7 protein-coding genes are annotated in these 13,732 nt (G+C 68.6%); 5 read left to right on the top strand and 2 right to left on the bottom strand.

The window, feature by feature from the left end; all coding sequences use genetic code 11:
• Window positions 1-376: 376 nt before the first annotated feature.
• Complete coding sequence (locus tag ACO2Q2_RS10285; protein WP_423255672.1) at window positions 377-4,126, bottom strand: methylmalonyl-CoA mutase family protein; 3,750 nt, start codon at window positions 4,124-4,126, stop codon at window positions 377-379.
• A 214-nt stretch (window positions 4,127-4,340) separates the two neighbouring features.
• Here ACO2Q2_RS10285 and ACO2Q2_RS10290 point away from each other — a divergent pair, with 214 nt between their 5' ends.
• The 5 genes from ACO2Q2_RS10290 (at window position 4,341) to ACO2Q2_RS10310 (ending at window position 10,834) form a co-directional block, all read left to right on the top strand.
• On the top strand, window positions 4,341-5,138 hold the full coding sequence (locus ACO2Q2_RS10290; protein WP_423255673.1) for a M48 family metallopeptidase: 798 nt from the start codon (window positions 4,341-4,343) through the stop codon (window positions 5,136-5,138).
• A 326-nt stretch (window positions 5,139-5,464) separates the two neighbouring features.
• The gene (locus ACO2Q2_RS10295; RefSeq protein WP_423255674.1) at window positions 5,465-5,800 is read left to right on the top strand and encodes a hypothetical protein; all 336 of its coding nucleotides are present in this window, start codon (window positions 5,465-5,467) and stop codon (window positions 5,798-5,800) included.
• A gap of 225 nt (window positions 5,801-6,025) precedes the next feature.
• Window positions 6,026-7,129, top strand: a complete 1,104-nt coding sequence (locus tag ACO2Q2_RS10300) for a Glu/Leu/Phe/Val dehydrogenase dimerization domain-containing protein (RefSeq protein WP_423255675.1) — start codon at window positions 6,026-6,028, stop codon at window positions 7,127-7,129.
• A 299-nt stretch (window positions 7,130-7,428) separates the two neighbouring features.
• Window positions 7,429-9,576: a YccS family putative transporter gene (gene yccS / locus ACO2Q2_RS10305; RefSeq protein WP_423255676.1), complete on the top strand. Its 2,148-nt coding sequence runs from the start codon at window positions 7,429-7,431 to the stop codon at window positions 9,574-9,576.
• 100 nt (window positions 9,577-9,676) lie between these two features.
• Window positions 9,677-10,834: an isovaleryl-CoA dehydrogenase gene (locus ACO2Q2_RS10310; RefSeq protein ID WP_423255677.1), complete on the top strand. Its 1,158-nt coding sequence runs from the start codon at window positions 9,677-9,679 to the stop codon at window positions 10,832-10,834.
• 80 nt (window positions 10,835-10,914) lie between these two features.
• Here the strand turns inward: ACO2Q2_RS10310 and ACO2Q2_RS10315 are convergent, their stop codons facing one another.
• Window positions 10,915-13,719 (bottom strand): S8 family serine peptidase, encoded by a 2,805-nt coding sequence (locus tag ACO2Q2_RS10315; protein ID WP_423255766.1) that lies wholly within the window; start codon window positions 13,717-13,719, stop codon window positions 10,915-10,917.
• Between the last annotated feature and the right edge of the window lie 13 nt (window positions 13,720-13,732).

Below are 13,732 nucleotides of genomic sequence, written 5' to 3' on the forward strand. Positions count from 1 at the left end.
GGTCGGCTCCCGGGATGCGGCTGAGCGGCTGCAGCGCCTGCGCTCTAGCCCAATTCTGCTCCGGCGTGGCCGGGTGGCCGAATGGCGAACAGGACCCTGGCGACAAGGAGCGATGCAGGGCAAAGACGCTGGATCCCGGCTTTCGCCGGGATGACGAGACATGGGGACTATACGCACGCGTGATCGGCGAAACACATCCGTACGTAGATGCCGAAGAAGCTCGAGATGATGGGCATGTCGCGGCCCATGCGGTGGGCTGCGCCCTGTTGCGGCCATGTTGGCCGGCTGCCCCTCACCCTGCCCCAGGATCGAGTCCGGGGCAGGCTCTCTCCCCCGCGAGCGGGGGAGAGGGTTCAAGCTCGCGCCGATGTAAGTCTTACATGTTCCGTCGGTACTCGCCGCCCACGTCGTACAGCGCGTGGCTGATTTGGCCGAGGCTGTGGGTCTTGACCGCTTCCATCAGCGCGTTGAACAGGTTGCGGCGGTCGCGGGCGGTGTTCTGCAGATAGGCCAGGCCGTGGCCGTCGTGGGCTTCGGCCGCGGCGGTGGCGTCTTCGGGCACGTGGGTGAGCTCGGTCTCTCCCTGCGGGGCGAGCTTGTTGCGCACGGCCTGCCAGGTCTTTACGTTGGCGATCTGCTGGGCCTTCTCTTCTTCGGTGGAGCGGATCAGTTCGATCTCGGTGGCGATCTCGCCGCCGTGGTCCTTGGGCAGGAAGGTGTTGACGCCGATCAGCGGCAGGCTGCCGTCGTGCTTCTTGTGCTCGTAGTACATCGACTCTTCCTGGATCTTGCCGCGCTGGTACATGGTGTCCATCGCGCCGAGCACGCCGCCGCGCTCGCTGATCGCCTCGAACTCCTTGTACACGGCCTCTTCCACGATGTCGGTGAGCTCCTCGACCACGTAGCTGCCCTGCCAGGGGTTCTCGTTGAAGTTGAGGCCCAGCTCCTTGTTGATGATCATCTGGATCGCCACGGCGCGGCGCACGCTCTCTTCGGTGGGCGTGGTGATGGCTTCATCGTAGGCGTTGGTGTGCAGCGAGTTGCAGTTGTCGAACAACGCGTACAGCGCCTGCAGCGTGGTGCGGATGTCGTTGAACTGGATCTCCTGCGCGTGCAGCGATCGGCCGCTGGTCTGGATGTGGTACTTCATCATCTGGCTGCGCGGGCTGGCGCCATAGCGCTCGCGCATGGCGCGGGCCCAGATGCGGCGGGCGACGCGGCCGATGACGGTGTACTCCGGGTCCATGCCGTTGGAGAAGAAGAAGCTGAGGTTCGGCGCGAAGTCGTCGATGTGCATGCCGCGCGCGAGGTAGTACTCGACGATGGTGAAGCCGTTGCTCAGCGTGAAGGCGAGCTGGCTGATCGGGTTCGCGCCCGCCTCGGCGATGTGGTAGCCGCTGATACTCACCGAGTAGAAGTTGCGCACCTTGTGGTCGACGAAGTACTGCTGGATGTCGCCCATCATGCGCAGCGCGAACTCGGTGCTGAAGATGCAGGTGTTCTGCGCCTGGTCCTCTTTCAGGATGTCCGCCTGCACGGTGCCGCGCACGCTTGAGAGCGTCTCGGCCTTGATCCTGGCGTAGGTCTCGGCGTCCACCAACTGGTTGCCGGTGACGCCGAGCAGGCCAAGGCCGAGGCCGTCGTTGCCGGCCGGCAGTTCGCCGGCGTAACGCGGACGCTCGCGGCCTTCGAACAGCCTGGCGATTTTCTTCTCGGCCTCGGCCCAGCGCGCGGCGTCGGCCTTGAGGTACTTCTCCACGTTCTGGTCGATTGCGGTGTTCATGAACATCGCGAGGATGATCGGCGCCGGGCCGTTGATGGTCATGGAGACCGAGCTGGTGGGCGCGGACAGGTCGAAACCGGAGTACAGCTTCTTCATGTCGTCCAGCGTGGCGATGTTGACGCCGGAGTTGCCGATCTTGCCGTAGATGTCCGGGCGCGGCGCCGGGTCCTCGCCGTACAGGGTGACCGAGTCGAACGCGGTAGATAAACGCGTAACCGGGCCACCCTGGCTCAGGTAGTGGAAGCGGCGGTTGGTCCGCTCAGGCGTGCCTTCGCCGGCGAACATGCGGGTGGGGTCTTCGCCGCTGCGGCGATACGGATACACGCCGCCGGTGTACGGGTAGTGGCCGGGCAGGTTTTCCTTGCCGAGGAACCGCAGCAGGTCGCCCCAGTCCCTGGTCTTGGGCGGCGCCACTTTCGGGATTTTCTGGTGGCTGAGCGAGGTGCGGTAGTTCTCCACGCGGATGGTCTTGCCGCGCACCTGGTACTCGTTGACCTCGGCGGTGACCGATTCACGCAGCGCAGGCCAATTGCGCAGCAGCTCAAGCGATTCCTTGCTCAGTTCGCCGAGGGCGGCGTTGTAGCGCTGGCGAAGGAGCAGGAGGGAGCGGTCCACTCTCCTCTCCCCGTGGGAGAGGGGTTGGGGGTGAGGGTTCGGGGATTGCGGGGATTGATTCGCTCCGGACGTACCCTCACCCTCGGTCCCTCTCCCGGGGGGAGAGGGATGCAGGGCATCGCTGCTGTAGAGGTCCAGCGGCCTGGGCAGCTTGTCGTCGCCCAATTCCTTCAGCGCCTCATAGCAATGCTGCGCCTTGCTGGCCTGCTCGGCCTGCCTGGCGATGGACGCGTTGATGCCGCGGCCCTGCTCGGCGATCTCGGCGAGGTAGCGCACGCGGTTGCCGGGGATCAGCACGGTGGCGCGCGGTTCCTTGAGCGAGGTGTCCAGCTGCGGCTGCCAATCGCAGCCGCCCTTGTTGTAGGAGCCCACCCTGTGGGCGACCGCCGTATCGTCGCCGCCCGAGGCATCCGGGTCGCGTACTGGGTGCGCTCCTACACCCAGGTGGAGCTTTTCGCGCATCAGGCGGCAGAGGTTGACGAACATCCAGGTGACGCCCGGATCGTTGAACTGGCTGGCGATGGTGGGATAGACCGGTATGTCCCCGTCCTTCAGGGCAAAGGCGGTGCGGTTGCGCTTCCACTGCTTGCGCACGTCGCGCAGGGCGTCTTCGGCGCCGTGCTTGTCGTACTTGTTGAGCACGATCAGCTCGGCGAAGTCGATCATGTCGATCTTCTCCAGCTGGCTGGCCGCACCGTATTCGCTGGTCATCACGTAGACGGGGAAGTCGACCAGGTCGACGATTTCAGAGTCGCTCTGGCCGATGCCGGCGGTCTCCACGATCACCAGGTCGTAGGGCTGGCTCTTGAGGAAGTCGATGCAGTCGTGTAGCACCACGCTGGTGGCCGCGTGCTGGCGACGCGTGGCCATCGAGCGCATGTAGACGCGGTGAGACCTCAAGGAGTTCATGCGGATGCGGTCGCCCAGCAGCGCGCCACCGGAGCGGCGACGGGTCGGGTCCACCGCCAGCACGGCGATGCGCATCTTGGGGAACGCCTGCAGGAAGCGCAGCAGCAGCTCGTCCACCACGCTGGACTTGCCGGCGCCGCCGGTGCCGGTGATTCCGATGACGGGCGTCGTCGGGCGGGACCCGGAAGAGGCCCGGGTCCACTGCTTGCGCAACATGGCCAGTTCGGCCTCGGAAAAGATGCCGTCCTCCAGCGCGCTCAGCATGCGGCCAATGCTGATTTCATCGTCGATATCCACGTGGCCGGTGAGCTCTGCCGGGTCCCGGGTCCCGGGTCCCGAGTCCCGCACCGCGCTTGCGCGCGCCATCACATCCTCGATCATCTCGACTAGGCCGAGCTTCATGCCATCGTTGGGGTGGTAGATGCGCTCCACGCCGTAGGCCTGCAGCTGCCGGATCTCTTCCGGCGTGATGGTGCCGCCGCCGCCGCCGAACACGCGGATGTGGCCGGCGCCGCGCTCGCGCAGCATGTCCACCATGTACTTGAAGTACTCGACGTGACCGCCCTGGTAAGAACTGAGCGCGATGGCGTCGGCGTCTTCCTGCAGCGCGGCACGCACCACGTCCTCCACCGAGCGGTTGTGGCCGAGGTGGATCACCTCGGCGCCCTGCGCCTGGATGATCCGGCGCATGATGTTGATCGCCGCATCGTGGCCGTCGAACAGGCTGGCGGCGGTGACGAAGCGCAGCGGCGTGGCTTCGTGCGGGGTGGGCGCGTGCTGCGAATCGCTGGCGGGAACGTGCTTGGCGGGCGAATTCATGGCGACTCCGGACTTCGTATGCTTGAACCGCATGATTCTAGTGGTGTTCACTTGCACACGCTTGCCGCAGTGCACGCAGAACGTGCGGTTCCGGGCTCCGGCGTGCCCGGGCGGCACTGCAGGCAAATACGGAACGATGCGCCGCTTCAGGTCTGCACAGGCCGACCACGCGCATCCGCACTATCCTGATCGCCCTGCCCCCGGAGTTGCCATCATGCGTGCCGCCCTTGTCGCTACCGCCCTCGCCGCAGTCGTGCTCGCCGGCTGCGCCACTTCGCCCACCGGACGCTCGCAGCTGATGATGGTGTCCGACGCGCAGATGAGCCAGATGGGCATCACCGCCTTCAACGACATGCGCAAGCAGGGCAAGTTCGTCGACGCCCCGCGCGAGCGCGCCTACGCCACCTGCGTGGCCAATGCATTGATCGCCCAGTTGCCGCCGCCGTGGAACGCCAACCAGTGGGAGGTGCAGATCGTCGGCGACGACAGCGCCAACGCGTTCGCCCTGCCCGGCGGTCGCATCGGCGTGAACCGCGGCATGTTCAAGGTGGCCACCGACCAGGACCAGCTCGCCGTGGTGCTGGGCCACGAGCTGGCGCACGTGGTGGCCCGCCACGGCGCCGAGCGCGTGTCGGACAACTACGCGGCGCAGGCCGCCGTGGCCGCCGGCACGATCTACGCCGGCACGCGCGGCACCAACGCCGGCTATGCCGCGGCGGCGCTGGGGCTGGGCGCGGAGGTGGGCATCCTGCTGCCGTTCTCGCGCACGCAGGAAAGCGAGGCGGACGTGCTGGGTCAGCGCTACATGGCGCAGGCCGGTTTCGACCCGCGCGCGGCGGTGACGCTGTGGCAGAAGATGGGTGCCCAGGGCGGCAGCAAGCCGCCGGCCTTCCTGTCGACCCACCCGTCCAGCGGCAAGCGCGAGCAGACGCTCGAAAAGCAGGCGCAGCAGCTGATGCCGGTGTGGCAGCAGGCGCGCGCCAACCACCACGATCCGCAGTGCCGTCTCTGAGGGCAGCTCGTCGCAGCGGGGCATTCCCGCGGAAGCAGGAGGCGCTTTATCAACAGCCGCGGGGCGTCATCCCGTGACTTTTACCTCCGAAGAGCAGACACCGGATTACAGGCCGCTCCTGCGGCCTGCCCTTCGGGCCGCCTTCGGCGTTCGCTCCGGCATCCTGCCTCCGCCGTCCAGCCTGCGCTGGGATGACGTGGGGAAACCTCGCACCACCACGCCTCCGACCGGCGGCTGAACGACTCGGCCGTGATCACGTCAACAGCAAGGCAGCCGCTTCGTTCTTCCGCCTGCCGCCGCGCCGCGCGGCGCTGACGGAGACCCGTATGACCCTGACAACCCGCAAGCTCGCCTTGCTCGCCGCCCTCGGCCTCGCCGCGGGCGCCGGCACCGGTTACACCCCGCCGGCCAGCGCCGCACAGGTATCGGTGGGCATTTCGGTGGGCGTAGCCCCGCCGCCGCCGCGCTACGTTCGGGTACCGCCGCCGCGCCACGGCTACATCTGGGCGCCGGGCTACTGGCGCTGGGAGCCGCGTGCGCATCGTCACGTGTGGGTGGGCGGCTACTGGGTGCGCGCGCGTCCGGGCTACCGCTACGTGCCGGAGCACTGGGTGCACCACGGTCGCGGCTGGCGCTTCGTGCGCGGCCACTGGGAGCACTGACCTGGAGTGCGCTGACCTGGCGCAGCCCGCTTGCTGCGCCGCGGCAGCAAGTCCCCGGGGGACGTACTAAACTGCCGGCCCCGAACCAAGCCCCAGCCCCCGCTGGGGCTTTGATTTTCAAGCTGTTGGATGCGTTTCCACCGGAGAGCGCCGCGCGCTGCGGCACTGTCCCACCCTGTGCGGCCGCCTTCCCCGGGCGCCGTCAAACCTGGAGTCACCGTTCGCATGATCTTTGAAACCATCGCCCAGACGGATCACGAGGAAGTCGTGTTCTGCCAGAACAAGGACGCCGGCCTGAAGGCCATCGTCGCGATCCACAACACGGTGCTGGGCCCCGCGCTGGGCGGCCTGCGCATGTGGCCGTACAAGACCGAGGCCGAAGCGGTGAACGACGTGCTGCGCCTGTCGCGCGGCATGACCTACAAGAACGCCGTGGCCGGCCTCAACCTGGGCGGCGGCAAGGCGGTGATCATCGGCGACCCGAGCAAGGACAAGTCCGAGGCGCTGTTCCGCGCGTTCGGCCGCTTCGTCAACTCGCTGGGCGGACGCTACATCACCGCCGAGGATGTCGGCATCGACGTCAACGACATGGAATACGTGTTCCGCGAAACCGAGTACGTGACCGGCGTGCACCAGGTGCACGGCGGCTCGGGCGACCCCTCGCCGTTCACCGCGTTCGGCACGCTGCAGGGCCTGATGGCCGCGCTGCAGTTCAAGCACGGCAACGAGGACGTGGGCAAGTACAGCTACGCCGTACAGGGCTGCGGGCATGTCGGCATGGAGTTCATCAAGCTGCTGCGCGAGCAGGGCGCCAAGGTATTCGTCACCGACATCAACAAGGAACTGGTGCAGCGCGCGGTGGACGAGCTCGGCTGCGAGGCGGTGGGCCTGGACGAGATCTACGACGTCGACGCCGACGTCTACTCGCCGTGCGCGCTGGGCGGCACGCTCAACGACAAGACCATCGACCGCATCAAGGCGAAGATCATCTGCGGCGCGGCCAACAACCAGCTGGCCACCAACGCGATCGGCGACGAGCTCACCCGCCGCGGCGTGCTGTACGCGCCCGATTACGCGGTCAACGCCGGCGGCGTGATGAACATCTCGCTGGAGATCGACGGCTACAACCGCGAGCGGGCGATGCGCATGATGCGGCAGATCTACTACAACCTCGGGCGCATCTTCGAGATCAGCAAGACCGAAGGCGTGCCGACCTACCTGGCCGCCGACCGCCTGGCCGAGGAGCGCATCGCGCTGATCGGCAGGATCAAGCTGCCGCACATGGGCAACGGCGGCACCCGCTTCCAGGGCCGCATGCGCGGCCAGTAGGCCACCGCTCCACCGCATGACGAAAACGCCGGCCTCGCGCCGGCGTCCCCCAGGTTCGTAGGAGCGCACCCTGTGCGCGAATGCTTTCGCTTCGATGGGGAACCGGAGCGAAGAGCATTCGCGCACAGGGTGCGCTCCTACAGGAAAAGAGGGAGCGAACGTCCTTCCGCGACGGGTGACGCCGGCATGCGGGCAAACCAGGCCCGGCGGCAGCACGGTGGCCGAAACACGGCAACGCGGTCACGTGGAGATTTGGACGGGCACTGAAGCGACAATGCGCGGCGTCGTATGCTGGTGCGATGCAGCAAGCCTCGTCCCTCTCATGGCACTGGCGCCGCTTCCGCGGCTCGGACCGCTACGCCGAATGCGTGCGGGTGTTCCTGGCGCTGGGCGGCATCGTGGCGTGGTGCCTGCTGCGCGGCGAGCGGGCCGCGGTGATCCCGGCCCTGCTCGGCGCCATCGCCTGCGCGCTGGCCGAGACCGAGGACCACTGGCGCAACCGGCTGGGAACGCTGCTGGTCACGCTGGGCTGCTTCGCCGCCGCCTCGATCGCCGTGGAGTGGCTGCTGCCCTCGCCGTGGCTGTTCGCGCTCGGCCTGCCGCTGGCTACCTTCGCGCTGGTGATGCTGGGCGCGGTGAGCGGCCGCTACGCCACCATCGCCGGCGCCACGCTGATCCTGTCGGTGTACACGATGATCGGCGTCGACGCGGCGCGCGGCGGCGCATTCGATCCGCTGCACGAACCCATTCCGCTGCTGGCCGGCGCCGCGTGGTACGGCGTGCTGTCGCTGCTGTGGAGCGCGCTGGCGCCGCAGCAGGCGCTGCGTCTGTCGCTGGCGCGGCTGTTCGACGCGCTGGCCGATTACCTGGACGGCAAGGCCGCGCTGTTCGCCCCGGTGCACGGGGTGGATCGCGACGCCCTGCAACTGGAACTGGCGATGCGCAACGAGCGTGTGGTGCAGGCGCTCAATGCCACCCGGCTGGTGCTGGTGGACCGCATCGGCACCCGCCACCCGCGCGGCCGCACGTCAGCGCGACTGCAGCTGTACTTCATGGCGCAGGACATCCACGAGCGTGCCAGCTCCACCCATCACCCGTACGACGCGCTGGCCGCGGCGCTGTTCCACTCCGACGTGCTGTTCCGCTGCGCGCACCAGCTGCAGCTGCAGGCCACCGGCTGCCGCGCGCGCGCCACCGCGCTGCGCCTGCGCACGCCGTTGCCGAAGTCGCAGCGCGCGCGCGTCGCGCTGATCGACCTGCGCGAGGCGATCGAGCTGGCGGCGCACCAGCCGCACGCACCGGCGGCGGACATCCAGCGCTCGCTCGACGCGCTGGCGCGCAACCTCGGTGCGATCCAGGCACGACTGGACGACGACGCCGGTGCTCCATCGGACGCAGAAACCGGCGGTGCACTGCAGGATCCGGCACCGCAGTCGCTGGCGCAGGCGTGGGCGCGCATCCGCATCCAGTTCACGGCGCGCTCGATGCACTTTCGCCACGCGGTGCGGCTGTCGCTGGCGCTGCTGGCCGGCTACGGCGTGCTGCTGGCGCTGCATCCGCGCAATGGCTACTGGATCCTGCTGACCACGCTGCTGGTGTGCCAGCCCAGCTACGGCGCCACGCGCCGCCTGCTGCTGCAGCGCGTGGCCGGCACCGTGCTTGGCCTGCTCGCCGGCTGGGCCACGCTGAAGCTCACGCCGTTCGGACCGTGGCAGATGGCGCTGATCGTGCTCACCGGCGTGGCCTTCTTCGCCACGCGCCAGCGTCGCTACACGCTGGCGACCGCCTTCATCACGCTGTTCGTGATGCTGTGCTTCAACCAGATCGGCAATGGCTACGCGGTGATGTGGCCGCGCCTGCTCGACACCCTGCTCGGCGCCGGCATCGCCGCGCTGACAATCTACACGGTGCTGCCGGAATGGCGCGGCCGTCGGCTCGACACGGTGCTGGCCGAGGCGATGCGATGCGACGCGCGCTACCTCGCGCAGATCCTCGAGCAGTACGCCAGCGGCAAGCGCGACGACCTCGCCTATCGCATCGCCCGGCGCGATGCGCACAATGCCGACGCCGCGCTCAGCGGCCTGCTCGCCGACATGCTGCGCGAGCCCGACCGCGCACCGGCCAGCCGCGAGGCGATGCTGCGCTTCCTCACCGACGCACACACGATGCTGGGGCAGCTGTCGTCGCTGGGCGCGCATCGGCCGGCGACACCGCGTGCGTCCGAGCCGGCGATCCGGCACCAGGGCGCCCGGGTGGTGGCCATGCTCGATGCGTTCGCCGAGGCGCTGGACGGACGCCTGGACCCGCCACGCGATGCCGCGGCCTCCCCCATCGAAGCCGCCGCGGACGGTGACGACGCCACGCGCTTCGTGCTCGCCCAGTTGGCCCGGGTGACGGCGCTGCACGAGCGTTTGCGCGAGCACGCGCAGGCCTTGCGCAGCACCTGATCTCGCCCGCGGATGGCCGCTGCGTTGTGCGTCGCGCCAAGGCCGGACACCCCGCGCGCGCTACCATGCGAGGAATTTTCCTGACATGGAGTTGCACCGCATGCGTCCGTTCCCCCTCGGCGAAGACATCGACCTGCTGCGCGAGACCGTGCACGCCTTCGCAGAGAAGGAAATCGCCCCGCGCGCCGACCAGATCGACCGCAACAACGCGTTCCCGGACGACCTGTGGCGCAAGTTCGGCGACCTCGGCCTGCTCGGCATCACCATCCCGGTGGAGTACGGCGGCAGCGGCATGGGCTTCCTGGCGCACACGGTGGCGATGGAGGAGATCTCGCGCGCATCGGGCTCGGTCGGCCTGTCCTACGGCGCGCACTCCAACCTCGCGGTGCAGAACATCTTCCACAATGGCAACGAGGCGCAGCGGCAGAAGTACATCCCGAAACTGTGCTCGGGCGAGTACGTGGGCGCGCTGGCGATGAGCGAGCCGGGCGCCGGCTCCGACGTGGTCGGCTCGATGAGCTGCAAGGCCGAGCTGAAGGGCGACGTGTGGGTGGCCAACGGCTCGAAGATGTGGATCACCAACGGCCCCGACGCCGACGTGCTGCTGGTATACATGCGCACTGCGCCGCGCGCCGCCGGCAGCCGCTGCATGACCGCCTTCATCGTCGAGAAGGGCATGAAGGGTTTCACCACCGCGCAGAAGCTGGACAAGCTCGGCATGCGCGGCTCCAACACCTGCGAGCTGGTGTTCGACAACTGTGAGATCCCGACCGGGAATATCGTCGGCGAAGTGAACGAAGGCGTGCGCGTGCTGATGAGCGGCCTGGATACCGAACGCCTGGTGCTCTCCGGCGGCCCGCTCGGCCTGATGCAGGCGGCGCTGGACCTCACCCTGCCCTACGTGCGCGAGCGCAAGCAGTTCAATGCGCCGATCGGCACCTTCGGCATGATGCAGGCGAAGGTGGCCGACATGTACACCGCGCTGCAGTCCTCGCGCGGCTTCGCCTACATGGTCGCGCAGCAGCTCGACGCCGGATACAAGTCGCGCATCGATCCGGCCGCCTGCCTGCTCAACGCCTCGACCAACGCGGTGAAGGTGGCGCTGGAGGCGATCCAGGCGCTGGGCGGCAACGGCTACATCAACGACTACCCGGCCGGCCGCCTGCTGCGCGACGCCAAGCTGTACGAGATCGGCGCCGGCACCAACGAGATCCGCCGCATGCTGATCGGCCGCGAGCTGTTCCACGGCAAGAGCTGAATCATCCGAAGCCGATGCCCGAATGAAAACGGCCCGCGCAATGCGGGCCGTTTCCGTTGCACAGCGGCGATGGATGTCGCTCAGAACGCCAGCCGGTAGTTCAGCGTCGCCATGCGCGCATGGTCGCGCTGGCCCAGGTATTGGTCCACGCCCAGCCCGAAGCTGCTGCGCGGGGAGATCGTCCAGTCCAGCCCGGTGCCGATCATGCCGCCGTAGCGCGCGACCCCGACGCCGCCCACCGGCGCCCACTGATTCACGCCGGTGAAGCTGGCCTCGAACACGTCGCCGCGCAGGCCGAACGTGCGCTGCCACTGCAGGCGGCCGGTCCATTCCAGGCGCGAGCCGTTGCCCAGCGTCCAGTCCTGGCTGGCGCGCAGGCCCGCACCCGCCTGCCAGCGCGCGATGGTCTGCGCGGGCGTCTTCAGGCCGAAGCCGAAGCCGCCGGTTTCGCTGAAGGCATCGCGGCGGATCTGCGCGTACTGCAGGTTGGCGTAGGGCGTCAGGTGCATGCCGCCGACACCGAAGCGGTAGCCGCTTTCGCCATAGGCCACGCCGTAGCGGCCGTGGGTGTTGCTGGCCACGCCGCTGCCGAAGCTGCCGAGCTGCACCGAGCGGCGCATGGTCTCGCGATACTGCCCCGCCCCGAAGCGGCCCACCACGTACCACGAGCCCTTCACCACACCGCCGTAGAGCATCGCTTCCATCGCGTGGCTGCGGCCCTGGTCGACCGACTCGGCGAGGCGACCGAGACCGTCGGTCTGGCTGATCGCGTAGCCGGCGAAGCCATGCGTGTCGAATCGGCGGTCGGCGCCGGTCATCCAGCCGTTGAGGTCCACGCCCACGTTGCCGTAGCCGGCACGCGACATCGCGCCGTGATAGCCGAGGCTCTGGCTCCACGCGCTGGCCTGCGGGCCGTCGAGCAACTGGTCGACGTGGTCGGACAGCGCGCGCGTGCCCGCGTCGATCGCCTCGAAGGTCATCGCCGCGCTGGCCGCATGCAGCTGGCCGGACAGGCTCTGCAGCGAGCTCTGCAAGGCGGCCGTGCTCATCACATGCTGCAGGCTGGCGGCGCCGGCGACGAACTCGCTGCCCACCGGCGAGACCGGGCTGACGCCACCGCCGAACTGCGCGTTGAGCTGCTCGAACGCGCCCTGCACCCGCTGCGCCGCGCCGAACGAGGCGGCGGTGTAGCTGGCGCCGGACACCTGGATGACATTCACCTGGGTCACGTCGAGCCAGGCGCTGGTGGCATCGTAATTGAGCGTGGCGGTCAGCAGCACGTTGCTCGGCGTGTTGAGCGCGTCGAAGGTGCCGCTCAGGCCCTGTCCGGTGGTGAGCACGTTGGTGTGTGAACTGATGGTGTAGTTGCTGTTCTTGTCGTAGACGTAGAGGTCGCCGCCGTTGAGCGTGGCGGTGCCGGTCACCGTGAGCGACGAGCCCAGCGACAGCGCGAGCCGCCCGCCGGCCTGCTGCACGTAGTTGCCACCCACGGTGGTGCCGCCGGCGTTGCCCAGGTCCAGCGTGCCCGCGTTGGTGACGTTGCCGCCGACGTGGTTGGCGCCGAAGGCGGCGAGCGATGCGATGTCGACGCTGCCGACCAGCGAGTCGGCGATCAGCCCGCCCCCCTGCACCCGGGTGAGGCCGGTGTAGGTGGCGGGCTGGCTCAGCGTGAGCGTGCCCGAGCCCTGCTTGATCAGGCCGCCGGCGCCGGAGATCGGGTTGTCCCAGCTCGACGAGCCACTGAAGCTCACGGTGACGTCGCCCCAGTTGAACTGCGCCGGTCCCTTCACTGCCTTGCCCACGTCGAGCAGGCCGTAGCCGAAGGTGGCATCCACGCCCGGCGCGCCGAGATCCTTGGCGGTGCCCAGCAGGGTCTGCCGCACCAGGTCGTTGTTGAAGTACGGGAAGGCCTGCCACACGTCGGCCGCCGCACCGGCCACCGCCGGGGTGGCGAACGAGGTGCCCGAGACCACGTAATAGGTGGGGTGCCCCGCGGTGTCGTCCGCACCGGTGACGACCACGTCGCCCGGCGCGACCAGGCAGTAGTTCATCGCCTTGCCGCAGGCGTTGGAGTAACTGGCCAGTTGGGTGGGATGCAGCGTGTCGAGCGCCGCCACCGTCAGCCAGCCGCGCTCCAGGTCGGGCGCGTAATACGGAATGGCCGCGGTATCGGAGGGCTCGCCGAGACTCTCATTGCCGGTGGCGAACACCACCAGGCCATCGTGGTCGACCACGAACGGACGGAACGCATTGCCGAACGCGGTGCCCACCGCCGCCGCGTTGGACGGGTCGAAATACAGCCCGCCCCAGGAATTGTTCATCACCTGCACGCCTTGGGTGATCAGGTCCGGCAGCAGGTACTGGCCGAAGAAATCCGCATCGGACGGCATGACCTTGTTGCCCAGGCCCGAACCGTCGTCCTTCGGCGGCGTGTCGTTGATGATGCGCGCGGAGACCAGCCCGGCATCCGGCGCGATGCCGCCCGGCCACTGGCCGAACGGCCGGCCGGCTGCGATCTGCGAGACCCAGGTGCCGTGGCCGACCACGTCGCCCCTGGTGGTGTCGTTGGTCGCCGGATCGACATAAAGGAGCAGCGCCTTGACCCGCCCGGTGAGCGCCGGGTGGGCAGGGTTGATGCCGGTGTCGACGACGCCGATGGTCACGCCGGCGCCAGTGAAACCGGCGGCGTGCGCGGCGTAGGTGTCGGTCAGCGCCAGGTGCGAATCGATATCCGGCTGCGCCGTCGGCGTCGATGCCGGTGCCGGCGGCGGCGCACTGGTCGGACGCACGTTGCCGCCACCGCCTCCGCAGCCGGCCAGCCCGAGGGCGGCGGCAATCATCAACGGCATGCGGCGCGGCATCGGCGCCCGTCCTGGCTTGCTCATCATGGTGTCTCCC

Source organism: Dyella sp. KRB-257 (assembly GCF_049445995.1).
Classification (GTDB): domain Bacteria; phylum Pseudomonadota; class Gammaproteobacteria; order Xanthomonadales; family Rhodanobacteraceae; genus Dyella_A.